Source organism: Clostridium magnum DSM 2767 (assembly GCF_001623875.1).
Classification (GTDB): Bacteria; Bacillota; Clostridia; order Clostridiales; family Clostridiaceae; genus Clostridium_AM; species Clostridium_AM magnum.
Map to the genome: position 1 here is coordinate 27,914 of NZ_LWAE01000005.1, position 26,841 is coordinate 54,754.

At 33.3% G+C, this 26,841-nt stretch carries 22 protein-coding genes and 1 pseudogene; 21 read left to right on the plus strand and 2 right to left on the minus strand.

What is annotated here, in order from left to right:
* The first annotated feature begins 125 nt into the window (after positions 1-125).
* The 12 genes from CLMAG_RS19090 to alr all read left to right on the plus strand — a co-directional run bounded on the left by CLMAG_RS19090 (position 126) and on the right by alr (position 15,005).
* Entirely contained in the window at positions 126-1,058 is a 933-nt protein-coding gene (locus tag CLMAG_RS19090) for an ATP-binding cassette domain-containing protein (RefSeq protein ID WP_242873085.1), read from the plus strand.
* Between the two features lie 38 nt (positions 1,059-1,096).
* Positions 1,097-1,207 carry a hypothetical protein gene (locus tag CLMAG_RS35195; protein ID WP_479723212.1) on the plus strand — a complete coding sequence of 37 codons (111 nt, stop codon included), beginning with the start codon at positions 1,097-1,099 and terminating at the stop codon, positions 1,205-1,207.
* Complete coding sequence (locus CLMAG_RS19095) at positions 1,158-1,391, plus strand: permuted SH3 domain-containing protein (RefSeq protein WP_066626351.1); 234 nt, start codon at positions 1,158-1,160, stop codon at positions 1,389-1,391. Before CLMAG_RS35195 ends, CLMAG_RS19095 begins: the two co-directional genes overlap by 50 nt.
* A gap of 16 nt (positions 1,392-1,407) precedes the next feature.
* Positions 1,408-4,470, plus strand: coding sequence for an efflux RND transporter permease subunit (locus CLMAG_RS19100; RefSeq protein WP_066626352.1), 3,063 nt, complete (start codon positions 1,408-1,410; stop codon positions 4,468-4,470).
* A gap of 213 nt (positions 4,471-4,683) precedes the next feature.
* Complete coding sequence (locus tag CLMAG_RS19105; protein WP_066626353.1) at positions 4,684-5,601, plus strand: ABC transporter ATP-binding protein; 918 nt, start codon at positions 4,684-4,686, stop codon at positions 5,599-5,601.
* 17 nt (positions 5,602-5,618) lie between these two features.
* Positions 5,619-6,413: an ABC transporter permease subunit gene (locus CLMAG_RS19110; RefSeq protein WP_066626354.1), complete on the plus strand. Its 795-nt coding sequence runs from the start codon at positions 5,619-5,621 to the stop codon at positions 6,411-6,413.
* Positions 6,414-6,884: 471 nt separating this feature from the next.
* On the plus strand, positions 6,885-8,231 hold the full coding sequence (locus tag CLMAG_RS19115; RefSeq protein ID WP_082832006.1) for a M20/M25/M40 family metallo-hydrolase: 1,347 nt from the start codon (positions 6,885-6,887) through the stop codon (positions 8,229-8,231).
* A gap of 15 nt (positions 8,232-8,246) precedes the next feature.
* Entirely contained in the window at positions 8,247-9,485 is a 1,239-nt protein-coding gene (locus tag CLMAG_RS19120; RefSeq protein ID WP_066626359.1) for an MFS transporter, read from the plus strand.
* Between the two features lie 19 nt (positions 9,486-9,504).
* Positions 9,505-10,620 (plus strand): o-succinylbenzoate synthase, encoded by a 1,116-nt coding sequence (gene menC, locus CLMAG_RS19125; RefSeq protein ID WP_066626361.1) that lies wholly within the window; start codon positions 9,505-9,507, stop codon positions 10,618-10,620.
* 181 nt (positions 10,621-10,801) lie between these two features.
* On the plus strand, positions 10,802-11,953 hold the full coding sequence (locus CLMAG_RS19130) for a M20 family metallopeptidase (protein WP_066626362.1): 1,152 nt from the start codon (positions 10,802-10,804) through the stop codon (positions 11,951-11,953).
* 322 nt (positions 11,954-12,275) lie between these two features.
* Positions 12,276-13,586: a hypothetical protein gene (locus CLMAG_RS19135; protein ID WP_066626364.1), complete on the plus strand. Its 1,311-nt coding sequence runs from the start codon at positions 12,276-12,278 to the stop codon at positions 13,584-13,586.
* Between the two features lie 258 nt (positions 13,587-13,844).
* Positions 13,845-15,005, plus strand: a complete 1,161-nt coding sequence (gene alr, locus CLMAG_RS19140; RefSeq protein ID WP_066626366.1) for an alanine racemase — start codon at positions 13,845-13,847, stop codon at positions 15,003-15,005.
* A gap of 180 nt (positions 15,006-15,185) precedes the next feature.
* Here the strand turns inward: alr and CLMAG_RS19145 are convergent, their stop codons facing one another.
* Positions 15,186-16,082, minus strand: coding sequence for a LysR family transcriptional regulator (locus CLMAG_RS19145; protein WP_066626367.1), 897 nt, complete (start codon positions 16,080-16,082; stop codon positions 15,186-15,188).
* Between the two features lie 108 nt (positions 16,083-16,190).
* Here CLMAG_RS19145 and mdcA point away from each other — a divergent pair, with 108 nt between their 5' ends.
* The 5 genes from mdcA to mdcH are packed head-to-tail and all read left to right on the plus strand — an operon-like array spanning position 16,191 to position 21,456.
* Positions 16,191-17,852: a malonate decarboxylase subunit alpha gene (gene mdcA / locus CLMAG_RS19150; RefSeq protein ID WP_066626368.1), complete on the plus strand. Its 1,662-nt coding sequence runs from the start codon at positions 16,191-16,193 to the stop codon at positions 17,850-17,852.
* 54 nt (positions 17,853-17,906) lie between these two features.
* Positions 17,907-18,215: a malonate decarboxylase subunit delta gene (locus CLMAG_RS19155; protein WP_066626370.1), complete on the plus strand. Its 309-nt coding sequence runs from the start codon at positions 17,907-17,909 to the stop codon at positions 18,213-18,215.
* Positions 18,196-19,893, plus strand: coding sequence for a biotin-independent malonate decarboxylase subunit beta (gene mdcD, locus CLMAG_RS19160; RefSeq protein WP_066626372.1), 1,698 nt, complete (start codon positions 18,196-18,198; stop codon positions 19,891-19,893). Before CLMAG_RS19155 ends, mdcD begins: the two co-directional genes overlap by 20 nt.
* On the plus strand, positions 19,884-20,525 hold the full coding sequence (locus CLMAG_RS19165) for a malonate decarboxylase holo-ACP synthase (protein WP_066626374.1): 642 nt from the start codon (positions 19,884-19,886) through the stop codon (positions 20,523-20,525). The genes mdcD and CLMAG_RS19165 overlap by 10 nt, the downstream gene beginning before the upstream one ends.
* A 1-nt stretch (position 20,526) precedes the next feature.
* Positions 20,527-21,456, plus strand: a complete 930-nt coding sequence (gene mdcH, locus CLMAG_RS19170; RefSeq protein WP_066626375.1) for a malonate decarboxylase subunit epsilon — start codon at positions 20,527-20,529, stop codon at positions 21,454-21,456.
* Positions 21,457-21,694: 238 nt separating this feature from the next.
* Here the strand turns inward: mdcH and CLMAG_RS19175 are convergent, their stop codons facing one another.
* Positions 21,695-22,594 carry a DMT family transporter gene (locus CLMAG_RS19175; RefSeq protein WP_066626376.1) on the minus strand — a complete coding sequence of 300 codons (900 nt, stop codon included), beginning with the start codon at positions 22,592-22,594 and terminating at the stop codon, positions 21,695-21,697.
* A gap of 383 nt (positions 22,595-22,977) precedes the next feature.
* Between CLMAG_RS19175 and CLMAG_RS30990 the strand changes: the two are divergent.
* The 4 genes and pseudogenes from CLMAG_RS30990 to CLMAG_RS19190 form a co-directional block, all read left to right on the plus strand.
* Positions 22,978-23,052, plus strand: a pseudogene (locus CLMAG_RS30990) (helix-turn-helix domain-containing protein); the annotation flags it as partial.
* 270 nt (positions 23,053-23,322) lie between these two features.
* Positions 23,323-23,952, plus strand: a complete 630-nt coding sequence (locus CLMAG_RS19180) for a DedA family protein (RefSeq protein WP_082832007.1) — start codon at positions 23,323-23,325, stop codon at positions 23,950-23,952.
* A 388-nt stretch (positions 23,953-24,340) separates the two neighbouring features.
* Positions 24,341-24,964 (plus strand): DUF4867 family protein, encoded by a 624-nt coding sequence (locus CLMAG_RS19185; RefSeq protein ID WP_066626377.1) that lies wholly within the window; start codon positions 24,341-24,343, stop codon positions 24,962-24,964.
* 48 nt (positions 24,965-25,012) lie between these two features.
* Positions 25,013-26,494 (plus strand): L-fucose/L-arabinose isomerase family protein, encoded by a 1,482-nt coding sequence (locus tag CLMAG_RS19190; RefSeq protein WP_066626379.1) that lies wholly within the window; start codon positions 25,013-25,015, stop codon positions 26,492-26,494.
* Positions 26,495-26,841 lie beyond the last annotated feature (347 nt).

Below are 26,841 nucleotides of genomic sequence, written 5' to 3' on the forward strand. Positions count from 1 at the left end.
TTTGTTGCGAATCGCTTTCACACCGTGCGTAGGGAGTATTAGAGCGGGTAGTTATCGGATGAATTTTAAAGCATTTTTTTATATAATGAAATTAATTGATAGCTGATTTAAAAATATTATATGATGTGGGTGAAAAAGTGGAATATGCATTAAGAACTTTTAATTTATATAAGAAAATAAAGGGTAACGTAATAATTAATGATTTAAATATAAACGTTAAAAAAGGAGAAATCTATGGACTACTTGGACAAAATGGTTCAGGGAAAACCACTACTTTAAAGCTTATAGTAAATTTACTTAAACCTACTTCTGGAGTTATAGAATTCTTTAACGAGCCTATAAGAAACAAGAATAAAGAATTTTTAAAGAAAATTGGTAGTGTAATAGAATATCCTGCTTTTTATGAAAATCTTACAGCGAGAGAAAACTTACAGATTCATAAAACTCTTATGGGATATGAGGAAAAGAATTGTATTGATGATGCAATAGGAATGGTAAAACTTAAGAATTTTGAAGGAAAGTTAGTTAGTGAACTTTCCCTTGGTACGAAACAAAAGCTTGGTATTGCAAGAGCAATATTAACAAAACCTGATTTGTTAATATTAGATGAACCAATCAATAGTCTGGATCCATTAGGTATAAGGGACATTAGAAATTTACTAGGTATGATTTCTAAAAAATATGGAACCACAATTTTAATAGCAAGTCATATATTAAGTGAAATAGAACAAATTGCAGATACTATAGGTATAATTCACAAAGGCACTCTACTTGAAGAGATAGATTATGAAAGTATTAGAGAAAAAAGTAGACATTCTATAGAACTTATAGTTGATGATGTAAATAAGGCTTCTTTCTTACTTTCAGAAAAGATGAATATAAATAACTTTCTGGTATTCGGATTGAATAAAATTAAAATTTATGAAAGATTAAATGATAGTGGGAGAATAAATGTATTCTTATGTAAAAATAATGTAGAAGTTAAATCTGTTAATATTAAAAGGGATACATTGGAAGAACATTTTGTTTCACTTATAGGAGAAAGTCAAAATGTTTAGTCTTATAAAAATAGAATTCCTTAAAATGTAGAATCCAAATTCACAATAAGGATGGAAGGCTTAAACCTGGCGTTTTTGGAAATATAAAGATTGCTATCGATGAAAATAAAAAAAGCAATTACGCTGCCATTAAAAGCAATAGGAGGTAGTGAAGGAAACTATTATGTTTTTAAAAATAATAATGGAGTAGCAAAAAAACAAACTATAACCACAGGTGAAATTAGTGGAGATATAGTGGAAATAAAATCTGGGGTAAAAGATGGAGAAAGTGTTATCACAACTAACGTAGGAAACCTTCAAGATGGTGATGGAGTAAAAGTAGTAACTGAATAGGAGATGAGATTTAATTATGTTTTTATCAGATGTTAGTTTAAAAAGACCTGTATTTATCACCGTAATAATTATTGCTTTACTGGCTTTAGGAGTAGTTAGTTATACCAGTTTGCCTATGGATCAGCTTCCAGATGTTGATATGCCAACTGTATCTGTTAGAATAACTGAAAGTGGAGCAGCTCCAGACCAAATTGAGTCAAAGATAACAAAGAAAGTAGAGGATGCAGTAGGACAAATATCTGGGGTTAAGCACGTTAGCTCAACCATAACAGAAGGAGTTTCAAGTACTACAATTTCCTTTGAATTAGAGAAGCCATCAGCAGAGGCAGTGCAGGAGATAAAAGATAAGTTATCTAATATCAGAGGCAGCTTGCCAAGAGATATTGATGATCCTGTAGTTTCAAAATTTGATGCCAGTGCATCAGCTATTTTTTCTTTTGCTGTTACTGGATCAATGTCTAATAGTGAGTTATCCCAGATAGTAGAGGATAATATTGCAAAAAAACTGCAAACCATAAGTGGTGTTGGAGCCGTTAACACTTATGGAAAGGAAGAACGAGAGATTCATATAAAACTAGATAAAGAAAAAATGAATTCATTTAACATTACAGTTTCAGAACTTACTAATAGTTTAAGTAACGATAACATTAATGTATCCAGTGGTAAAGTCTCTAGTGGAGATACACAAATAAGCTTAAAGACTGATTCTTCTATAAAAAAGATAGATGATTTTCTTAATGTTTTAGTTGTCAAACGTAACGGTAGTGAAATAAGACTTAGAGATATTGCAAAAGTTGAAGATGGAAGTAAAGAAAAAAGCAGTTTATCTTTTTATAATGGTAAGGAATCAATTGGTATTGATATTGTTAAACAATCTGGTTCAAATACTGTACAAGTAGCTGAGGCTGTTAAAAAAGAAGTTGAAAATATTAAAAAGAACTTACCATCAGGAGTTAAGGTTGAACTTGTAACTGATAACTCCACATCTATAATTGATTCGGTTAAAGATGTTCAAAAGACAATGCTAGCAGGATGTATACTTGCAGTAATTGTAGTTTTCATTTTTCTTAAGGATATTGCCAGTACTGCAATTAGTGCAATTGCTATTCCTGTATCCATAATTACTACCTTTGCAGTAATGAAATTTATGAATTTCACACTTAATACAGTTTCTTTAATGGCATTATCCCTTGCAGTTGGATTACTTATTGACGATGCTATAGTTGTTATTGAAAATATCGTTCGTCATCTACGTATGGGAAAAAGCCCGATTCAAGCAGCAAAGGAAGGCACTGAGGAAATAGGACTTGCAGTTATAGCTACCACTCTTGCTATAGTAGCAGTATTTGTTCCTATCGCTATGATTAATGGTATGATAGGAAAGTTTCTTGTACAATTTGGAATGACTGTTGCTGCCAGTGTTTTGGTTTCACTATTTGTAGCTTTTACTTTAGTACCAATGCTTTCTGCAAAGCATTTAAGAAGTAAGGAAAAGGAAATACCTATAATAGGAAGGTTTCTAGAAAGATTTAATGAATCTTTTGATAAGTTAGCTAATACTTATTCTAGATTGTTAAAGTTGTCACTAGAGCATAGAGTTATAACCTTATTGATACCAATGGGGCTATTGATAGTAAGTTTACTTTTGGCTACACAATTGAAAACAGGTTTTATTTCTGCAACTGATAATGGGCAGATATCAATAGAAGCAAGTTTAGATTCAGGTTCTACTTTAAGCAGTGCTTCAAAAATTGATAAGGATATGGAAAGTATTATTGAAAAAAATAAGAATGTGAAATATATATATTCTACAGTTCAGTTAGATAAAATTAATCTTAGTGTAAAAATTTCAGAGAAGAAAGATAGAAAAGAAAGTGTTGATGAGATTGTAGCAAAAATTCGTGAAGATTTGAAGAGCATTCCAGGAGTTGATTTATCAGTTACTTCCGCTGGTGGTTCTATGGGGGCAGGTAAATTAGTTCAATACCACATTAAAGGTTCAGATTTTACAAAGCTGCAGGAATATGCTTTAAAGGCTGAGAAAGTAATGAAGAATACTCCTGGAGCAGTAGATGTAAGTCTTACTTATAAGTCTGGAAAACCAGTAGTAAAACTTGAAGTAGATCGTGACAAAGCTCAAGATTTAGGAGTAAATCCAAGTGTAGTTTCTAGTACATTAAACACTTTATTTAATGGAGCTGTAGTAAGCCAGTATGAAACGGAAAAGGATAGATACGATGTTCGCATGCAGCTTGAAGAAGACGATAGGAAAGACTTTGATAGTTTACAGGGAATCTATGTATCTAGTACAAGTGGGAAAATGATTCCTATTGATCAAGTAACCAAAAAAGTTTTCACTACATCTTCAGCTACTATCAATAGATATGATAAAGAAAGAGAAATTCAGTTAACAGCAAATTATGTTGGAGTAGCACAGAGTGATTTTACTAAGGCATTTAATAATAAGCTACAAAGTGAAGCACCTGCACCAAACGGTATAAAGGTAACCGCTGGAGGAAGTCAAGACCAAATGGCAGAAAGTATGGGAGGCTTAGCTACAGCACTTGTTATGGGAGTTTTATTTATATTCCTTGTAATTGCAGCTCAGTTTGAAAGCTTCTTAGATCCGTTCGCTATTTTACTTTCTTTACCACTAGCGATTATTGGTGCAATTTTAGGATTGCTTATTGGTAATAAAGAGATGGATATGATGTCTGCTATAGGTATTATTATGCTGATGGGTCTAGTTACTAAAAATGCAATCTTGCTTGTTGATTTTGCAAAACAAAATTACAGCAAAGGAATGGATTTAAAAGAAGCTTTAATTAATGCTGGTCATACCCGTTTAAGGCCAATTATTATGACTACCTTGGCAATGATTTTTGGTATGATTCCTACAGCAATAGCATCCGGCTCTGGCTCAGAACAACGTGTTCCTATGGCCTTTGCAATTATTGGAGGATTGATTACATCTACGTTGTTGACACTGGTATTTGTGCCAGTAGTATACATATACTTACATGATCTTAAAGGATTATTTAAGAAAAAAAACCAAATAAGCTGCAAAAGATATCTTTAGAATAATGAAGTGGAAGCTTGAATCAGGTGGGGGGGTAAAACCCCACCTGATTTTTAGTTTAACGAATCCAATTAGATATAGGATTCTCATAAGCTCAACATACGAATATAATATATAGAGTAGTGAAGAATAGTAGAGAAGCAATGATTTAAATAGGCTATATACTTTTTAAACCCTTTACCTGATTGTAGCTTTGAATTTGAGGTGAAAGAAATGAACGCAATAAAAATAGAGAATCTTACGAAATCTTATGATGGACAGATTAATGCCCTGAACAATATATGTCTAAGTATACCTAAAGGTGAGATATTTGGCTTTCTTGGTCCCAACGGTTCAGGAAAAACAACCACTGTTAGAATACTCAACGGAATTCTTTCAGTATCCTCAGGATATGCTGAAATCTTGAGAAAACCCGTGAATGAGAATATCCTTGAGATTCATAGACTCTGTGGGGTTATGACCGAGAGTTCTTCCTGTTATGAAAATCTTACTGCTGAGCAAAATTTAATATTCTTTGGAAGGATGCATGGTATTGAAGAAAAGTTGCTGAAGGAACGTGCGTATTCCATTTTAAAAAGACTAGAATTATCAGATGTAAAGGACAAAAAAGTAAAAGCTTTTAGCACGGGAATGAGAAAGAGAGTTTCACTAGCTATAGCTCTCATTCACAATCCTAAGATTTTATTCCTTGATGAGCCTACTTCTGGCTTGGACCCAGAAAATGCACTTAATGTTACAAAACTTATAAAAGAACTTGCAGAAGAAAATGAGGTTACAATATTTCTTTGCACTCATCAATTAAAATATGCTGAAGATATCTGCACGCTGTATGGTTTTATAAATAATGGCAATATACTTGGCTTCGGCACCTTTGATGAACTTGCTTCAAAGAAAAAAGCCACCCTTCAATTAAAAATTAGAGGGAAAAATATTTCTGAGGACCTTGGATTTGTCCTTGAGGATAATAACATATACAGCAAGCCTATTACAGGAGATAAAGAAGTAACCTCTGTTATTCAAAGCATATTGTCAAAGGGCGGAGAAATTTACGAGGTGGTTCAAAAAAAGTGGTCTTTGGAACAGCTGTACTTTAAGTATATAAAAGGCTCATCTGATGATGTAGTGCTATAAGATCGGAGGACTTTAATATGAATAGAAGTGAAAAGGCATTAATAGGGAAAGACTTAAATGAAATAATAAGCACAAAGCAGGTAATTATGCCAATGGCTATTGTTACGATCGTTCTAACTGTATTGATACCCTTAGCTATGCTTATTGCTATAAACTATATCGGGAATGATTCAGATATAGTAAGAGATTTCGGACCTCTCCTGAAAAAACTGCCTTCAGAGTATACAACATATAATCCCGCCCAATTAGTAATAAAAATTGTTATAAATTATATGTTTCCAGTATACTTCCTTATAATTCCCATAATGTGTTCAGGAATTATTGGAGCCAGCAGTTTTGTAGGTGAAAAAGAACATAAAACACTGGAGACACTGCTTTATACGCCAATATCAATGGAACAACTGCTGAGAGCAAAAATTTTAGGTGTTTTTATACCTTCTTATATAGTAACTATGTTTTCATTTGTTGCCTTTGGTATCATAGTAAATATAGGAGGATTCATCTATTTTAGAGGGCTTATTTTTCCAGATATAAAATGGCTCATTATCATACTTTGGATTTCACCTGCAGTTAACTTACTATCCTTAATCTTTACTGTGATGGTGTCAGCAAAATCAAAAACCTTTCAAGAAGCGCAGCAGGTAAGCGGACTTCTTGTTCTTCCCATAGTTCTTTTATTGGTGGGACAAATGACGGGTGTACTTATGCTCAATAGCCTTATCATGGTTATAGCAGGTACTGTTCTTTTGATACTTGATTATATATTGATAAAGAGAATTTCCTCTAAGTTTACTCCTGAGAAACTGATTTAAATATAACTGAACAATATTATTTTATTATTACGTAATAAACTTATGTAAAGCTATTATCATTTAGCGAAACAATTGAAAAACCAATGCTTGAGGGGAGCGTATCTAGGTTTGATTTACACAAACCTAGATACGCTCCCTTATTGCTAGATACCTTAAGTATCCTTTTTAATCAAACAATATCCTTAAAGCTTTCAGCGTTGATGACATTCACTTGCATATTTAGTTTTTGTAATAGTGTCTTAAAGTTATTAATAAATTATTAAAAAATACAATGTATTTTTTGATAATTATAAATTCAAGCATTAAAAAATCATTAATTTCAAGTATTTTTTGCTTATTTTTATGTTTGAGACAAATTTAAGGTGTTTTATAGACAGCGGATTTATATTATTATTTATAACAATTAAACAATCTTCCATTTGGAGAAATAAGAAGTACGTACTTCAAAAATAAGAGAAAGGTGGTTTTAAGTTGACAATTATTGATGACTTTATTTCGGAAAACTTTCATTTTTTTCGTAAAAGTCTTGAAGAGTTAATTGCTAGTAAAGGAATTAGTTCAACTGGTGAAGGTATTAAAGATACTATAGATTATGTTCAATCACTTTTTAGTAGTTTATTAAATGCAGAAACTAAAATTTTAAAGACAAATGGAAATCCAGCAATATATGCAAGTATACCTGGAGAAAGTCCATTTACCGTATTATTTTATGGACATTATGATGTAATGTCTCCAGAACCAGTTGATAAGTGGAACTCAGATCCATTCAAACTTACAGAAAAAGATGGTAAGTTTTATGCTCGAGGTATTGGTGATAATAAAGGACAGTTAATTGCACAAATTTTAGGTGTATACAGCTATTTGAAGTTAAATGAAAAACTACCTTTTAATGTGAAATTCCTCATTGAAGGGGAAGAAGAACAAGGAAGTGTCCATTTGCCTGATGTTGTAAAAAAATATGGTGATACTCTTCTACAAGCAGATCTTGTAGTTGTTGTTGATGGATCAATGCATGAATCAGGACGTCCAGTTTTGAGGTTAGGAAATAGAGGATTAGTTTCCTTTGAAATCAAAGTAAAGACTGCTGATTTTGATAGTCATTCTGGAAACGCTGGAAATGTTGTTGAAAATCCTATTATGGTATTGAACAAAATTATTAACAAGCTATATTCATCTGATAAGAATTGTGTTAATATTCCATATTTTTATGATGGTGTACTTAAACCAACTGAACTCCATAAAAAATGGATAGAGGCAATACCATATAATCAATCAAGTGTGGAAAAGAGATTTGGTGTTTCAAATATTAACCTTAATAAGGAAGAATATTATGATTTGCTGATGTTTAAGCCAACTTTTAATATTTCTGGAATTTACTCAGGATACTCTGGGGAAGGAATCAAGAATATCATACCTAATGAAGCTATTGCAAAATTTGATATACGTTTAGTTGGAAAACAAGATTCTGCTCTAATTATGTCCAATATAAAAAAGGTGGTAGAAGAATTTTCACCCTTTGCCACAATAAAAGAGTTTTCATCATATCCGCCATCTATGACAAATTCAGATTTACCTTATATTGAAACAGCTATTAAAGCTCTAGAGGCTGCTTCAGATGAAAAAATTATTGTTGAGCCAGTTATGGCTGGAACAGTGCCTAATTATGTATGGACAGATATTTTAAAAAAGCCAACATTGACTATACCTTATGCAAACGCAGACCAAAATAATCATGCGCCAAATGAGAATATGGATAAACTTAAATTTATTCGAGGGATTAAATCAAGCTACTATTTAATAAAAGAATTTGGAGATTAGAAAGGGGTAATAACAATGAGAAAAGATAGTCATAAGTATTTAGTATTTGCACTTCTTTATATAGGGTTTTGTATACTTTTTATTGATCGAGCTGCAATTAGTATTGCACTTACATCTATGTCAAAAGATTTTGGATTAACTTCATCACAATCCGGACTAGTTTTGAGTGTTTTTTATATTAGCTATGCTCTTATACAGGTTCCAGGAGGGTGGCTGTCAGATAAACTAGGTTCTAAAGTAGTAATTATTATTGCAGTTATAATGTGGTCTTTATTTACCATGTTTACTGGATTTTCTTGGTCATTTACATCATTACTTGTCATCCGTTTCATGTTTGGAATAGGGGAAGGACCTTATGCAGCAGCGTGTTTATCGGAAACCTCTGAAGTTTTTGGATATAAGAATCGTTCAAAGTCAACCTCAAGTATGTTATCTTCCAACTATGTTGGTAGTGCAATAGCACCAATGATTATTGCACCAATCATGATTGCTTTTGGATGGAGAGCAACTTTCCACGTAGTTGGAATTATAGGCATAATTTTTGTAGCTATCTATTATCTTGCTGTTCGTCCAATTAGAAAAAGTAAGGATGTTGGTGAGGGCAAAAAAGAAAGTAAAAAGGGTAATTGGAAAGAAATACTTACAAGCAAGATGGTATGGCAATTTGTTATCATTGCTTTTGGAATTAGTATGGTAAATAAAGGACTAGATTCATGGATGCCAACTTATCTATTAAAAGTAAGACACATTAATTTAAAAAGTATTTCTTATTTAGTGCCACTTCCGTTTATTGCTGCAGGTTTAGGTGCTTTTAGCAGTGGTTGGATTATGGACAAGTATTTTAAGAACAGAGAAAAACTTATTATTGCCCTTTCAAGTTTATTAACTACGATTTTTGTTTTTGAAATGTACAATGCAGAATCACTAACTTCAGTTATTATTTTTGAAGTGATTACTTATTTCTTTAAGTCAATTACCTTTGCATCAACATACTCATTGTTTAGTAAAATAATCACACAAGATAACTATGGTTCATCAATGGGAGTGCTAAACTTTGGTGGTCAATTAGCAGGTTTTGTTGCTCCGCTTGCCATGGGATTTTTAGTTGATATGTTTAATGGTTCTTATAATGCAGCTTTCTTATTCTTAGTATTTTCAGTAGGAATTGCATTTATTGTTTCACTTACTTTAAATAGTAAGGACATAGAGAAAAGATCTAATATTATTGCTAAGTCTGAAATTAAAACAGCATAGGAGAAAGGTTGGGAAAGTTATGAAAATTAATAAGGTAGTAATGAGACAAATTCAAATGCCATTAAAAAAAGCATTTGAAACAAGCTTTGATTCAATGAAATTTAAAAATTGTTTGATTGTTGAAATTCATGATGAGGATGGAAATATTGGATATGGAGAATGTTCAACTTTTGAAAAACCATATTACAATGAAGAATTTATGGGTGGTGCTTGGGCACTATTAGAAAATTATCTGATTCCAGAAACACTTGCAGCTACAATAGAACATCCAGATGAAATAACTGAGTTATTTTCAAGTTATCGCCGTAATGAAATGGCAAAATCAGCAATTAACTGTGCACTTTGGGATTTATATGCTAAAGAGAAAAAAATGCCACTAGCTAAGGCTCTAGGTGGTACTAAAGACAAAGTCGAAACAGGGGTTAGTATTGGAATTCAGAAAGATATTCCAAGTTTACTGGATACAGTTCAAGGATATATTGATGAGGGTTACCGCAGAGTTAAAATTAAAATTAAACCTGGAAAAGATGTAGACTATATGACAGCTGTTAGAGAAAGATTTGGCGATATAATGTTAATGGCTGATGCTAATTCAGCATATTCATTAGATGACATTGATACCTTTAAGAAATTAGATGAACTTGGGTTAATAATGATCGAACAGCCTTTAGCACATGATGATATAGTGGATCATGCTGAATTACAGTCACAAATAAAGACAAAAATTTGTTTAGATGAAAGTATTGTGACACTAGAAGATGCAAGAAAGGCTATTAAGCTTAAAAGTTGTGGAATAATTAATATTAAAGTAGCTAGAGTTGGAGGGTTAACTGAAGCTAAAAAGATTCAAAAGTTAGGTTATGATAACGGCATTGGTATTTGGTGTGGTGGTATGCTAGACTCTGGAATTGCTAGAGCTCATAATATTGCAGTAGCAACACTTGAGGGATATACATTACCAAATGATATTGCTGCATCAGACCGTTACTATGCACATGATATTATTAGTCCAATGATTAAGCTTAATGGCACATTTATTGATGTTCCAAAAGGAAATGGTATTGGCTTTGATGCTGATACTTATTATATGGACAAGTTTACAGTAAGAAAGAACGTCTATAACAAGAAATATTAAATTTTATGTTCATGTTTTGGTAATGAAGTGGAAACTTGAATCAGATGGGGTTTCAAACCCCACCTAATTCTTAGTTGAACGAATTCAGGGATGTAGCCGCTCGCAACGTACACTTTGAAGAAGATGGGAGTATTAGAGCGGGTAGTCATCGGATAAAGGAAAGACATGAGGAGGATTGACGATGATAGAACAAATTAGCAAGAAGGTTGATGAATACAATGATGATATGATTTCATTACTGGAAAAATTGGTCAACATTGATTCAGGCCGGGACAACCCAGAAGGAATAGATAAGGTTGCACATGTTGTTGGGGATATATTAAATAGTATTGGATTTAAGGTTGAATATTTAGAAAGTCCAGGAATATGTACACATGTAATAGCTCGTAAGGAAGGCAAGGGAAAGAAAAATGCAATGGTAATAGGTCATATGGATACAGTTTTTTCCAAGGGAACAGCAGCAAAAAGACCTTTTACTATAAAAGATGGCAAAGCTTATGGTCCTGGTGTTTTAGATATGAAAGGCGGTGTAGTTATAGCACTTTCAGCCCTTAAAGCACTTCATGATTTAGAGTGGAATGAAAAGAATATTACTGTGTTCTTTTGTGGTGATGAAGAATCAGGCCATCCAGTGATAAACACACCAGAATTGTTTATCCGTGAGGCAAAAGGGAAAGATGCTGTATTTAATATGGAAACTGGATCCGATGATGGAGCTGTAGTTGTAGCCAGAAAAGGTGTAATGTATCCTGATATGACTGTAAAAGGAATAGCTGTACATGCTGGTAAAGACCCGGAAAAAGGAGCTTCTGCAGTTTTAGAATTAGCTAACAAAATTGTAGATCTGCATAATTTAACAGATTATGAATCAGGTATAACATATAATGTAGGTGTTATCAAAGGTGGCACAGTAGCTAATGCTGTTGCTGGAGAGGCACATGCTAAGATCGACATAAGATTTGTAACCTGTGAGCAAGGAGAAAAAGCACTTGATGATTTGAAAAAAGTTGCAGAAAAGACATATGTACCGGGAACTCATACAACTCTTTCTAATGAAAAAATTTCATTTATGCCTATGGAAAAGACAGAAGAAGGAATGGAGCTATTTAAGATAGTTCAAGAACAAGGGCGTAAACTTGGAATAGAACCAGAGATAAAACCCAAATTTGTTGGTGGAGGTTCTGACGCTTGTTGGACTGTTATGGCTGGAGTTCCAACAGTTTGTGCTATGGGAGCTCGGGGTGAGTTAAATCATGGTGAGCAGGAATATATCCAAGTTTACAGTCTAAATGAACGGGCAAAACTTCTTGCTTGCAGTATAGCAGCTTTTTAAAATATATGGATATAGTCCTAGCATACAATTATTATTAAATTTTACTGCATTATTATATAAACTGGACCACAATTTAATTTTTAATTCCTTCAATTTTGGGGTAAAAGTAAAAACACAGCAGATATTAATTAGGAATAGAGTGATGAATATTAGGTAAAATGTTACATAATTTTACCTAATATTCATAAAGAAATTCACTATAATTATATTTTTGTGTTATAATTATAACATTTATAATTATAGTCTTGTTTTTGTGATAAAAAATTAATTTTGTACATGTATTTATGAAAAAATGACAATTTCGAGGGAGGAGAGAAAAGCCATGAAAATGGGGATTGTTGGTCCAGTAGAATTTGTAAATAAAACCCATGTAACTATAAAGGAAAGCTATCCTAGAATAGAACTGGTAGATTTAATATACAAAGAAGCTATAGAGGCACCTGATTTGGTTCAAAATTGCCAAGTAGATTTGGATGCTGTAATATTTTTAGGAAAAACGCCATTTAAATTAACGGAAAAATTCATTAAGCAGAATATTGTATGGGAATACCTCCCTAGGCATGGAAGTACATTATTAAGAACCTTATTAGAAGCATCGGCTTTAAAAAAATATAACATATTATCTGTTAGTTTTGATACTTTTACTAGGGATTTTTTATATGAGGTTTATGATGAAATAGGATTTAAAAGAGAAGACTTTAATTTTTTTATAGCTGAACAAAAACTAACCCAAAAGAACTATATAGACTATGTGTATCGCTTCCACTGTAACAATTATTACACTAAAAAAGTATCCTGCTGCATCACTGGTTTAGCAGAAATTTATGACAAGCTATATGCAAAGAACATTCCTTGCGTTTTAGTAACTCCCATAAAAAATGTTATACTTACTACTGTTGAAAAACTAAGGTTAGAGTATTTGGCTCAAAGCAATACAGATAATCAAATCGTAGTTATGGTAGTGCAGATAGATTTCCCAAATGAATATTCAGTAATTAGAGATGATGAATATCAGAATATTATTAGTAGAATGAAGATATCCGAGTGCGTATATTTATTTGCATCCAAAATTAAAGCAGCTGTAGTTGAAGTAAATCATAAAGAGTATATGATTTTTACAACAAAAAAAATTCTTGAAACAGTAACAAACAATTATGAAAAAATTTATTTGTTTGAATTAGTTGAAGAAAAAGTGTTAAAAACTATAAGTCTAGGGATAGGATACGGAAGCACTGCACAAGAGGCTAAATTTAATGCTTACACAGGATTAAATAAAGCTATTAGAACAGGGGGGAATGAGGGCTTTGTTGTATACGAAAATGGTGAGACTAGAGGACCATTAAACAATAAATCAGAAAAGCGTCAGCTGTTCATTGATAAGAGATTGTCAAATATATCAGAAAAAACGGGAATAAGTATAAACACAATATATAAAATTTATAATGCTGCAGAAAAGTGTAATAATTATACATTTTCCTCAAAGGAACTTGCAAATTTGTGCGAAATGAGTAAGCGAAGTGTAGATAGATTTATTCAAAAATTAGAGCTTTATGATTTTTGTGAGACTGTTGGAAAGAAGATGGTATATAGTACAGGAAGACCTAGCAGGGTTATTAAGTTAACATTTTTCTAATATCACTGAAAAATTATGAAGTCCCTTAGTTAACAAATATGGATTGACTGAAAAATTACACTGTTTTATAAGTAACTTAGATTATAAAAAATATAAGGTATTAAATATCCCATAATTATCAGTACTAGTATTGAGCAAACTAGTATTGATAAGGGGTATTTGATACTATTATTAGTGTTGCCTAAAAATCAATAATTAAACTGGCTTAATAGATATTGTGTTTTAGTGGTGTAAGAAATTAAAGAGGAGAAATTAAATATGTTTAGAAACTACAGACCTGTATGGGCAGAAGTAAGTTTAGATAATTTGGAATATAACATGAGAAATATAAAAGCTAAAGCGATGACTACAGAAATTTTTGGAATAGTTAAGGCAGATGCATATGGTCATGGCGCTCTGGAAGTTGCAAAAGTACTGCTTAAAAATGGAGCAACAAGATTGTCTGTGGCAGTTTTAAATGAAGGTATAGAGCTTAGAAAGGGAGGAATCACTTGTCCAATTAATATTTTAGGTGTTACTCCAGATACTTTATTTGAGGATCTTATTGAATACGATCTGGAACCAGTAGTATTTTCATATGAATATGCCAAAAAGTTATCTGAATGTGCAAGAAGTAAAAATAAAATAGTAAAAATACATTTTGCCTTAGATACTGGAATGGGAAGAATAGGATTTCTTCCTACAGAGGAAAGTGTAGAAGAAGTGGTAGAAATAAGCAGAATTCCTAATATTCAAGTTGAGGGACTTTTTTCACACTTCTCTACAGCAGATGAGGAAGATAAAGAATATTCCCATCTCCAATTTGATAAATATAGATGGTTTGATAACCGGTTAAAAGAAAAAGGTGTAAATATTAAAATTAGAAGTATTTGCAACAGTGCGGCAATAATTGAATTACCGGAAGCTTACTGTGATGGGGTAAGGCCTGGAATAATAATTTATGGATATTATCCTTCAGAAAAAGTAGATAAAAAGAATCTGGATGTTAAGCCTGTAATGACACTAAAAGCTAATATTGTTCACCTAAAAACATTAGAGAAAGATCAATATATAGGATATGGAAGAAAATTTAAAACTGAGAGAAGAAGTACTATAGCTACTTTACCAGTTGGATATGCTGATGGATATACTAGAATATTATCTGGAAAATCAAAAGTAATAATAAATGGTAAATTTGCACCGGTTGTAGGTAATATTTGCATGGACCAATGCATGATTGATGTTACAGAGATTGAAGATGTAAAGGTTGGAGACAAAGTAATACTTATGGGCAGTGATGGAGAGGTTAAGTTTGATGCTGAGGATATAGCAAAAATTTTAGGTTCAATAGAAAATGAAGTACTTTGTATGATAAGTAAGAGAGTTCCAAGGGTATATATAAAGAATGGAGAAGTTGTGAAGGTGAAAAATTATCTATAAATGATTTGAAGGCTAATAAGTGACCTAAGAATTTTATAGTTTGATTGAAATACGTAACAAATATCCTATAGTAATATTATGGCAGTAAGAAGCATTTAGCCTGTACCGTACATATCAACTACATGAGTAAAAGCCGTATATTGTACGGCTTTTATCATTATATGGATGGTGGGGATGTCTTTAGTCTGAGCTTTTGCTATCACCCAAGGCAAGCTTAGCAAAATAATCAATAGAAAACTGACGAAATAAGCGTGCTGCTTGCGGAAGATATCGCTCTTCTTTGCATGTTAGTGATATAGTACGCTTACATATAGGTTCTTCAATATGTAAAAGAACCATAGAAGAGCCTGTAGAACCTCCCCAGGTGATGGCAGGAATAAATGCAATACCCTGGCCTGCCCTTATTAAACCACGTACAGTTGCAGGATCATCACTTTCAAAGACTACATGAGGAGTGAATCCAGCATATTTACAAAAAGTATCAGTTATTTCTCTAAGAACCTTTCCCTGTTTCAAACTGATAAAATCACTACCAGCAACTTCGTTAAGTTTTACACTACCACGCTTAGCTAGAGGATGTTCTGTTGGCACCGCTAAAAAAATTTCTTCAGATATTAAAGGAATATTATTAGTGCCCTCCAGTTTCATAAGTGGTGATGATATACACAAATCAAAATCAGGTCTTGCTGCCGGACTTGGAAAATGCTGAATAAGATTAAAATTTATGTGTGGGTGCTCCTTTCTAAAAGAGGCTAGAAGCTCTGGCAGAAGGTTTGAGGCTGCAAGAACTGCAAGTTTAACCTCGCCAAATGTTTTTCCAGCCAAATCATTAAGTTCTTGTTTACCGTCCTCTAATGCTCCTAATGCTTGATCTACTCTTGTCAAAAAAGTCCTACCATAGTCATTGAGATGTATGTATTTTCCACGACGATCAAATAATAAAACACCAAGTTCTTTTTCCAAAAGAGAAATAGTTTTGCTTAGTGCCGGTTGAGGAATGCGAAGTTCTTCAGCAGCTCGCGTCATATGTTCAAGACGAGCCACTGTCTGAAAATATTTAAGTTGCAATAGTTCCATAACTTATCCTTTCATACATTTAAATGTATATATATTATACATAATTATATATTAGACGTTATATATATATCAAGTTTATAATGAAAATAAGGAAAGGGGAATGATATCATGAATCAATCCAGTTTAATTACTGACTCACAACGTTCATGGACAACTCGTCGTGATAAGAAAGCACGCCAAATGGCTAAAGTAGAAAAGTTAGTAAATGGACGAGTTATACCAACGAATAAAATTGTAGAAGTTCTTGAGGCACTTATAGCGACAGGTGATTGTGTAGCCTTAGAAGGGAACAATCAAAAACAGGCATCTTTCCTTTCAGCTGCTCTAAATCAGGTTGATCCAAATAAAGTTAATAATCTACACATGGTTATGTCCAGCATATCAAGACCCGAACATCTTGATATTTTTGAAAAGGGAATTGCAAGCAAGTTAGATTTCTCTTTCGCAGGACCGCAAAGTCTTCGTATGGCCCAAATGATTGAGGATGGAACGGTGAATGTTGGTTCAATCCACACCTATCTTGAGTTATATGGAAGATTATTTATTGATTTTACACCAAACATAGCTTTAATTGCCGCAGATAAAGCGGATGCACAAGGGAATCTTTATACAGGACCAAATACAGAAGAAACACCAACAATTGTTGAGGCTACAGCGTTCCGTGATGGAATTGTTATAGCCCAAGTAAATGAACTAACAGATGAACTACCTAGAGTAGATATTCCAAGTTCATGGGTAGACTTTGTTGTTGTATCTGACAAACCATATCAATTAGAAGCATTATTTACAAGAGACCCTAGACAAATTAGCGAAATGCATGTTCTTATGGGTATGATGGCTATTAGAGGAATATATGAACGTCATAATATAAAGTCCCTTAATCATGGAGTAGGCTTTAACACAGCAGCAATTGAATTACTTCTTCCTACATATGGTGAATCACTCGGATTAAAGGGTAAGATATGCAGGAACTGGGTCCTTAATCCACACCCAACATTGATTCCAGCTATAGAGAGTGGTTGGGTAGAAAGTATTCACTGCTTTGGTGGAGAGTTAGGGATGGAAAAGTATGTTGCGGCAAGGCCAGATATATTCTTTACCGGTAAAGATGGAAGTCTTCGCTCAAATCGTGCAATGTGTCAGGTTGCTGGCCAATATGCAGTAGATGCCTTTGTTGGATCTACACTTCAAATGGATGCTGATGGTCATTCATCAACAGTTACTCTTGGAAGACTTGCAGGTTATGGGGGAGCTCCTAACATGGGATCAGATCCACATGGAAGAAGACACTCTTCAGATGCTTGGTTAAATATGATAACAGGGGAAAGTTCAATTCAGCGTGGAAGAAAACTAGTTATCCAAATGGTTGAAACTTTCCAGCAGGGAAATAAGCCTGTATTTGTGGAATCATTAGATGCAATCAAAGTTGGACAAGATGCTAAATTGCCAATTGCACCAGTTATGGTGTATGGCGATGATGTAACACACGTAGTAACAGAAGAAGGAATTGCTTATTTATATAAAGCTCAAAACCTAGAAGAGCGTCGTCAGGCATTGACTGCTGTTGCTGGAGTAACTCCAATTGGACAGAGAAACAATCCAGAGGTTACAGAAAAATTAAGAAAAGCAGGAGTAATAGCTTTCCCAGAAGATCTTAAGATAAGACGTACAGATGCTAAACGTTCTTTACTGGCAGCAAAGAGTATTGATGATCTTGTAACTTGGTCTTCAGGATTGTATGAACCACCAGCTAAGTTCCAAAGCTGGTAAAATAGTGGTTTTATAATTATGAAGTGAATGATTAAGATTTGGAGGTAGCTGAATATGGAAAAGTTGACATTTGAGTATTCTGCAACAAAGTCTGTACCACAACGTGCATATGTTGGAGTAGTAGGTTCTGGAGATTTAGAAATTTTATTAGAGCCAATAGAAGAAAAAAAGGCTTATGTTGTAGTAAGAACTAGATTTGATGGGTTTGGGCAAGTATGGAAAGGGTTGCTAGATAAATTTTTTCAAGCAAATGACATTGCTGCAAAGATTGAAATTAATGACTTTGGTGCAACACCAGGTATGGTTACAATGAGATTATTACAAGCTTTGGAGGTGAGTAGTAGTGATAAAGCTCAAGGATAGTTTTGTAGAACTTAGAGCACGTGATCGTGCAAAAGCATTGCTTGATGAAGGAACTTTTAGAGAATTGCTTGGACCCTTTGAAAAATTTGAATCGCCACACTTAGAACCACAGGGTATTGTACCACAATGTGATGATGGAGTTGTAGTGGCTCGCGGAACAATTTTAGGAGAGAGAGCAGTTGTTATTGCTATAGAAGGTGCCTTCCAGGGCGGCGGTATTGGTGAAGTTTCAGGAGCAAAGATTGCTGGTGCATTAGAAATAGCGGTTCATGATAATGAAAAAGGTGTAAAAACTAATGCAGTAATAGTGCTTGATAGCGGTGGAGTTAGACTTCAAGAGGCTAATTATGGGCTTCTATCAATTTCTGAAATTCAATCTGCAATTGTTGCATTACGTAATTACGTTCCAGTAATCGGTGTTATACCAGGAAAAATAGGATGTTTTGGTGGAATGTCCATGACAGCAGGTCTATTCAGCAAAATTATTATTACCCGTGAAGGAAGAATGACACTAAATGGACCTGAAGTTATTGAACAGGAAGCAGGAGTAGCCGAATTTGATGCTAGTGATAAGAGATTAATATGGAATACTATTGGTGGAGCTCAACGTCAGGCTATAGGACTTGCTGATATCCTTACTGAAGACGATATTAATGATATTTCTGAAGCGGTTAGAGCAGCAGTAAAGGAGGGAAAGCCTTCTAAACTAAGAAGTAAAAAAATAGATCTTTATCTTTCACGTATTAATACTGTTGATCCAACTAAACCTTTAAGCCCAATGGAAGTTCGTAAAATGTGGGTAGAGGATGAACCTTTAGAAAAAGAAACAAGTAAAGATGTAGAAGACGCTGAACAAAATGAAAAGATGATGAGCAGAGGAAGAATCTGGTTTGAAGAATTGACAGGCGTAGACAATCTAAAGGTAGGAGCTGTACCATCAGTATTATGTGCTGATGGTAAGCTAGGGGATGAACTAGTTCGTTATATTGCTGTAGTACCTAATCCAAACGGTCGTTTCCCAAGAGCTCGCAAAGGAGAAGTTGGTCTTGAAGAAGGGTGGACTATTGCTAAGTATGTAAAAGAAGCAATGGAGGAAGATGCTAATAAAGAAAAGAAGCGTCCAATAATTGCAGTAGTAGATGTACCAAGCCAAGCTTATGGATATAAGGAAGAATTACTTGGTATATTCCAGTCTTGTGCAGGTGCTGTTGATGCCTATGCTTCAGCAAGATATGCTGGTCATCCAATTGTTTCTCTATTAGTTGGACCTGCTATATCAGGAGCGTTTTTAACACACGGATATCAAGCAAATAGAATTATTGCATTAGATGATCCAGGGGTGCTAGTACATGCAATGTCAAAGCAATCTGCTGCTAGAATTACTAAGCGTACAATAGAAGAATTAGATGAAGCAGCTAAAAAAGTTCCTTCTATAGCTTATGATATTCAATCATATTCAACTTTAGGAACTCTAGAAGAATTAGTTAGTGGAATTGATGTTGCAGAACCAAATGCAGAACACATTAAAATCATAAAAGAAAAGCTGTGTAAAGCTATAGAAGTGACTCGTACTTCTGGAATTAGAGATTTAAGTAACCGTCTTACTTCAGAGAAGGCTCTTATAGGAAGAGCAGCTGGAATTAATGTTCGTAGTAGGTTGAAAGAAGAATGGGATTAAAGGTTAATGATTTATTAAAGATTAAGGATGTAAGTGATCTTATTGGAGATTTTACGGATTCTACATGGATTAATGAAGCAGTGAAAGGGGCGCCACTTGTGGTGGTGCGCTGTGCTCCATTAATAAATGATATGGTTCCAGTAGGGATACGGGGTACTAATAGAAGTCAGCGCTGTGCTGCCACTATATTGTGCAGTAGTATAGTTAAAATCATAACGCCTGAACAATTAGCAGAAGGAAAGCTGTGGAGAACCAGTAAACATATAAGGGAAACCCATATATTTAAGACACTTGAGGCTGTGGATAGCATCTTAGGAAGCCATGATATCACTTGGGGACCTACGGGAAGTGTTGGATTTGAATTGGCTAGTGGAGTAGAGACTGTAACTCCTACTAGTGACTTAGATGTTGTTATTAGAGTACCAAGCATTTTATCTGTTAAAACTGGTAAGGACATTACAAAGGACTTATTAACCGTGCCAACCAAGGTAGATATACAACTTGAAACGCCAAAAGGAAGTGTAGCTTTAGCTGAGTATGCAAGAGGCGATAGTCCTGTTTTAGTTAGAACTGTTAACGGACCCAAATTAGTTAAAAATCTATGGTCTGAAAATGAAAATTTGGAGGGATAGTATGAGCACAGCATTTTTATTTCCAGGTCAAGGTTCACAACAACCAAATATGCTTCATGAACTGCCTAAACATCCTATGGTTACAAAAACTATTGAAGAAGCAAGCTTGGTTTTAGGAAGAGATGTACTTTTATTAGATACTAAAGAATCGCTTTTATCTACTGTTTCAGTTCAGCTCTCCTTACTTATTTCCGGTGTAGCTATAGCTCGAGTGTTAAAATCTGAGGGAGCGGTTCCTGATATAGTTGCAGGGCATTCAGTAGGATCCTTTGCAGCAGCTGTTGTATCTGGTGCATTAGATTTTAGAGATGCATTGTCAGTAGTTGAACTAAGAGGAAAACTTATGGAGAACAGCTATCCTAAAGGTTACGGCATGGGAGTTATTGTTGGGCTTGATGAACTACGTGTAAGTTCATTAGTAGATAAAGTAAATACAACAGATTCACCAGTCTTCATCGCAAACTTAAATGCACAGGATCAAATCACAATTGCAGGCAGCATATCGGCAATCGAAGCAGTATTTACATTGGCACTTTCTGTGGGAGCCCATATGGCCAGGCTTCTAAAGGTAAGTGTACCATCTCATTGTGAACTCCTTGAAAAGGTTTCTAATGAAATAGCAAGCAAAATGGCAGCTATCCCATTAAAAGCTCCAACAGCATTATTTATAGGCAATTGTAGAGCAAGAGTGCTTCGAAAAGCTGAAGAAATTGGACAAGACCTTTCAATTGGAGTTGCAAATCCCGTCCGATGGCATGAAGCTACTACATCAATGTTTGAACGAGGTGTTAGATTATTTGTAGAGCTTGGGCCAGGTCAGACACTCACTAATATGGCGAAGAAAGTATTCCCAGACGCTCGTTGTATTTCTGCACTGAATAGTGGAATTGAATCTACTCTTATTCTTATGAAGCGGGAAAGAGATAAGTAAGCTTAATAGGTAAATAAGTTCTTACAAAAGATTTGTAGTAATAACTAAAGGCTATTGCTTGCTAAAACTATAATTTTAAAAAGCATGTGGTGAATAATATTAGTTATTATATACCACATGCTTTATTTTTGTTAAAGTTCGGTATTTTACATTAGCCAATAAAGCTTAAAACAGCTCTTGTTCATTTTTCTAGTTGTTACGTTAAATAAGACAATTTCTATACTTATTTATTTTCAGCTTATTCAATACAATGCTTATTTTCTTTAATAGAATGATCATAGTTTTTGTTTATTTCGTTTATAAATGTCGAGCCTAGCAACAGTACAGCACCTATAATCTGAAGCACTGTCATATTTTCGCCAAAAACAATGAATGAAGCAAATAATGATGTTGCTGGATCTATATAGCTCAATACAGCAATACTTTGACCCTTTAACCCCTTCATTCCGTAAAAGAATAGATAAAATCCCAGTCCAGTATGAATTACTCCCAATATGATAATGCATACAACTGAAAAACCCGTTACTGGAAATAGGTTAACTCCCTCCGTTACAAAAACATAAGGTATAAGCATTATAGTTGCTAATGACAACTGCAACAATGTGGTTTCTAAACCATTCATATTTTTAATGAACTTATTAGTCAACATCAAGGTTGCATAAAATATCGCTGCAGTGGCCCCATAGCAAATACCCAATAAATGATTATATTCTGCATTGCCATTTCCACTATTCTGTACAATTAAAAACATTCCAAATACCGCAATACTTATATATACGGCCTTTTTCAGTGAGATTTTTTCTTTCAATACAATTGGTGATATAACAATGACGAAAACAGGAGCAAAGTAATAACTTAAAGAAGCATTTGCAATGGTTGTATACTTATATGCCTGAAAAAGAAATATCCAATTAAATCCCAATGCAAAACTGGATAATAACAATACAGGAATATTTTTCTTAACGTTTGTCCAAGATATGTTTTGCTTGTTAACTATAGTAATGGCTAGCAAAAACAAGCTACCTATAAAACCTCTCAGAAGAGCTATTTCGCTTGAGGCTAAGTCAATATATCTAACAAAAACTCCAATTGTACCGAAGATCATCATTGATAAGATAAAATATATTTTAAATTTCATTTCAAGTTCCCACTTTCTACTAATATGATATTTTTACATAAATAAGATATAAACTTTCTCATACAGTAGAATCTATTGTTTATTAGAGAACTTTTTACAAATACCTAACAGTAACGATAAATTCTACTGTCTTGGTATTACTGGCGGGGAAAGCTTTCTTCTAATAATATCAACCATTCTAAATTCCTCCTTATTCCTAAATTTCTATTAAGCCTTGGTTTCGTTCAATAGTGTTTATTGTAACTTCAAGTAAAACAAAACTAGATAAAGCATTAGACCTTATTCAAGTATCTTGTTCAGCATATATTCTTTATAACACTATTTTCACATGAATATATCAATTATAACACCTTTTGTAGCATTTCACCAATTATTGTATTAAATCAACTTTAGAGGCAATATGCAAAGCTTTGGACTGCCAACCAGGTGATATTTTAGAATATAGAAATGATATATAAATGTCATCAATTTTATGATTATTGACATGTTAATTGAATCGTGTTAATATAGCTAATATATATACAACATATGATATAAAAAACTATATGCAGAGGGAGTAACTGCCTGTATTATAACAGGATTCAAGGTCGTCATTACGGAAATTAATCCCGGCTTTGATAACATAATATGTTTTGTGAGACTCTATAGATATAAATCTTTATAGCTATAAAGTCTTTTTATTTTGTTCAAAATAAGTAATTTTAATCAAATTTGATTAAACTAAGGAGATGATTGTCATAGAATTAGTAAGTGTTTTAACAAATAAGTTTATGTATTTATTTGAAGAACTAGGTTATGGAGCGGTGACAGTAATTGCTGCAATGGAATATGCCTGTTTACCTTTTATGCCTAGTGAAATTATATTTCCTTTTATAGGAGTTATTACAGCACAAGGAAAAATTACATTTTTAGGGGCATTAGTTTCAAGTATAATTGGAGGATTAGTTGGTTCTATTATTTGTTATTTTATAGGATATTATGGAGGGGCTTCACTGTTAGAAAAGATGAAAGAAAAGTTTCCTAAAAGTAACCATAGTATAGAGTATATAGATACTTGGTTTAAAAAGTATGGTAAATCTACAGTGCTGTTTACAAGATTGGTTCCCCTTACAAGAACCTATATTTCAATTATAGCAGGTAGTACTAAATTAGATTTCACAATTTTCATAGTGTTTTCCTTAATAGGCATAGCTGTCTGGAATACATTACTTATTTCTTTAGGATACTTTATAGGAAGCAACTGGGAATATATTGGTGTGATTATGAAGCATTATAGTATTTTTGTGTTAACAGTTATATCTGTAGTGATAATAGTAGTATTTTATAAAGCAAGAAAGCGTAGAAATATTATTCAATAGTTTTTATAAGTTTGCAGCCACATAATAAGTGGTTGCAAACTTATAAAAGTACGTACCAAGGCTGATTTGGTGGATGTATCAGCCTATTTTTTATAGGGAGAGTCGTTGACACGACTCTCTTTTTGCAATGGGCTTAATTAATATTATTTTGCTTAGAGAGTTTAATTTTGCATTTTCAAGGTAAAAACATATTGATATTGGAAAAATACAACACTAAAAACGTTTTATTAAAATAATAATAAAAACATTTACAAAAATATATTGATAAAAAGAAAAAAGTAGAGTAAAATATAGTTAATAAAGTCATTTTATAAAGTATATTTATAAAGTTGGTTTATAAAGCCTACAACTTATAATAAATATTAATTGAATGAAAGGTAGGATATATATGATCATTAAAAAAGTTACTGATAATGAGTTTAAAAAATATGGACAAGTTTTGAAAGGTTATGACTTCTCTGAATTAATTGAAAAAATGAAAGAGACACCATTACCAAGTGATGTTGTATATGAACCATCAGTTAAAGAACTGGAAGATTTAAAAATTGCTGAAGAGTTAAGAATAAGAGAATTCGGCGAATTACCAATTCAAATAGGATACTGTAATGGTAATAATTACTTACTAAATGCAGTGGAATACCATCGTTCATCTGAAATAAATGCTGCAGTAACTGATCTTATATTACTATTAGGTTGTCAGCAGGATATTGAAGACGATTACTTATATGATACTTCAAAGATAGAAGCTTTCTTTGTTCCAGCAGGAACAGTGATAGAGGTATATGCAACTACTCTTCATTATGCACCTTGTAATGCAAATGAAAATGGATTTAAATGTGTTGTTGTATTACCAAAGGATACCAATTTGCCTTTAGAAAATAAAATTAATAAATCTGGTGAAGATGCACTATTATTTGCTAAAAATAAATGGTTAATTGGTCACAAAGATACTGATTTAGGTGAACAAGGAGCATTTATAGGTCTAGTGGGAGAAAATATTTCATTAAAATAAAAAAGTATTATAAAAGAAAAAAATTAAAATAAATTGGAGGAATATATTATGAAAAATGTACCACAAGTGAAATTAGGAATTGTTGCAGTAAGTAGAGATTGCTTTCCAATGGAGTTATCAGTTAGTCGTAGAAAAGCTGTAGTAGAAGCTTACAAAACATCTAAGGGAGATATTTATGAATGCTTGACAACTGTTGAAAACGAAAAGCATATGGAAAAAGCATTAGCAGAAGTTAAAGAAGCTGGGGTAAATGCACTTGTAGTATACCTTGGAAACTTTGGTCCTGAAACCTCAGAAACTTTACTTGCAAAGCAATTTGATGGACCAGTAATGTTTGTTGCTGCTGCTGAAGAAAGAGGGGACAATCTAATTAATGGTCGTGGAGATGCTTATTGTGGAATGTTAAATGCGAGTTACAATTTAGCACTTCGTAATATAAAGGCATATATTCCTGAATATCCAGTTGGCACAGCATCTGAAGTTGCAGATATGATTGGAGAATTTGTACCAGTTGCTACTGCCTTACTTGGATTAAAGAATTTAAAGATTATATCCTTTGGACCTCGTCCACAAGACTTCTTAGCCTGTAATGCACCAATTAAACAATTATATAATTTAGGTGTTGAAATAGAAGAAAACTCAGAGCTTGATTTATATGCAGCATTTAATGCTCATGCTAATGATCCAAGAATTCCAGAAGTAATTGCTAGCATGGAAAAAGAGCTAGGAGAAGGAAACAAGATGCCTGGTATTTTACCAAAGCTTGCTCAATATGAAATTACATTATTAGATTGGATGGAAGAACATAAAGGTTCAAGAGAATATGTTGTTTTTGCAAATAAGTGCTGGCCATCCTTCCAAACACAATTTGGATTTGTACCTTGCTACGTAAACAGCCGTTTAGCAGCAATGGGAATTCCTGTAGCATGTGAAGTTGATATTTATGGTGCATTAAGTGAATATATTGGAACTTGTATAAGTGGGGATGTTGTAACATTACTTGATATTAATAATACAGTACCTGCTGACATATACGAATCAGAAATTAAAGGAAAATTCGATTATACATTAAAAGATACATTTATGGGATTCCACTGCGGTAACACAGCAATTTGTAAGTTAACAGCTGGTACTATGAAAAACCAAATGATTATGGCAAGAGCTTTAGAACCAAATCAAGAGCCAAACATAACTAGAGGAACACTTGAAGGAGACATTATCTCTGGAGAAATTACCTTCTTCCGTTTACAAAGCAATGCAGATGCAGAGTTAACAGCATATGTGGCAGAAGGTGAAGTTTTACCTGTTGCAACTCGTTCCTTTGGAGCTATTGGTATTTTTGCGATCCCTGAAATGGGAAGATTCTATCGCCATGTATTAATAGAGAAGAGATATCCACATCATGGTGCAGTTGCTTTTGGACACTATGGAAAAGCAATTTACAATTTATTTAGATATTTAGGTGTTAAAGAATTAGGATTTAATCAACCAAAAGGCATGCTTTACAAAACAGAAAATCCTTTTAAATAATGCAGAGAAATACGGCCGAAAGTTGACTTGTTCTGCGGGCTATATTACCAGACTTCGGCACGATAAAAACTTTTAATTAATCTAAAGCTCAGTATTTTGAAAATCTAAGAAACTTTTACAAACTCGTACCTCAAACATATAAAAGCTTCTAAGATTTTCTAAAATACTTCGCTAAGATTAATAAAAAAGTTTTTATATGTGCTTTCAGTTCTGGTAACATATGCCTCCGAATAAGTCAACTTTCTGGTATAGTTCTCTACGTAGATAAATAAGATTATTTAGTTAACCTAGTTATTAAATTCAGTTAGATATACACAAATATAAACTGATATGAAAAGGAGGAAAAT

What these genes read in the sequence shown, in the direction of transcription:
- CLMAG_RS19095 (WP_066626351.1), top strand. Translation starts at nt 1,158, where the DNA reads ATGAAAATAAAAAAAGCAATTACGCTGCCATTAAAAGCAATAGGAGGT.
- CLMAG_RS19100 (WP_066626352.1), top strand. Translation starts at nt 1,408, where the DNA reads ATGTTTTTATCAGATGTTAGTTTAAAAAGACCTGTATTTATCACCGTA.
- CLMAG_RS19105 (WP_066626353.1), top strand. Translation starts at nt 4,684, where the DNA reads ATGAACGCAATAAAAATAGAGAATCTTACGAAATCTTATGATGGACAG.
- CLMAG_RS19110 (WP_066626354.1), top strand. Translation starts at nt 5,619, where the DNA reads ATGAATAGAAGTGAAAAGGCATTAATAGGGAAAGACTTAAATGAAATA.
- CLMAG_RS19120 (WP_066626359.1), top strand. Translation starts at nt 8,247, where the DNA reads ATGAGAAAAGATAGTCATAAGTATTTAGTATTTGCACTTCTTTATATA.
- menC (WP_066626361.1), top strand. Translation starts at nt 9,505, where the DNA reads ATGAAAATTAATAAGGTAGTAATGAGACAAATTCAAATGCCATTAAAA.
- CLMAG_RS19130 (WP_066626362.1), top strand. Translation starts at nt 10,802, where the DNA reads ATGATAGAACAAATTAGCAAGAAGGTTGATGAATACAATGATGATATG.
- CLMAG_RS19135 (WP_066626364.1), top strand. Translation starts at nt 12,276, where the DNA reads ATGAAAATGGGGATTGTTGGTCCAGTAGAATTTGTAAATAAAACCCAT.
- alr (WP_066626366.1), top strand. Translation starts at nt 13,845, where the DNA reads ATGTTTAGAAACTACAGACCTGTATGGGCAGAAGTAAGTTTAGATAAT.
- CLMAG_RS19145 (WP_066626367.1), bottom strand. Translation starts at nt 16,082, where the DNA reads ATGGAACTATTGCAACTTAAATATTTTCAGACAGTGGCTCGTCTTGAA.
- mdcA (WP_066626368.1), top strand. Translation starts at nt 16,191, where the DNA reads ATGAATCAATCCAGTTTAATTACTGACTCACAACGTTCATGGACAACT.
- CLMAG_RS19155 (WP_066626370.1), top strand. Translation starts at nt 17,907, where the DNA reads ATGGAAAAGTTGACATTTGAGTATTCTGCAACAAAGTCTGTACCACAA.
- CLMAG_RS19165 (WP_066626374.1), top strand. Translation starts at nt 19,884, where the DNA reads ATGGGATTAAAGGTTAATGATTTATTAAAGATTAAGGATGTAAGTGAT.
- mdcH (WP_066626375.1), top strand. Translation starts at nt 20,527, where the DNA reads ATGAGCACAGCATTTTTATTTCCAGGTCAAGGTTCACAACAACCAAAT.
- CLMAG_RS19175 (WP_066626376.1), bottom strand. Translation starts at nt 22,594, where the DNA reads ATGAAATTTAAAATATATTTTATCTTATCAATGATGATCTTCGGTACA.
- CLMAG_RS19180 (WP_082832007.1), top strand. Translation starts at nt 23,323, where the DNA reads ATGATTGTCATAGAATTAGTAAGTGTTTTAACAAATAAGTTTATGTAT.
- CLMAG_RS19185 (WP_066626377.1), top strand. Translation starts at nt 24,341, where the DNA reads ATGATCATTAAAAAAGTTACTGATAATGAGTTTAAAAAATATGGACAA.
- CLMAG_RS19190 (WP_066626379.1), top strand. Translation starts at nt 25,013, where the DNA reads ATGAAAAATGTACCACAAGTGAAATTAGGAATTGTTGCAGTAAGTAGA.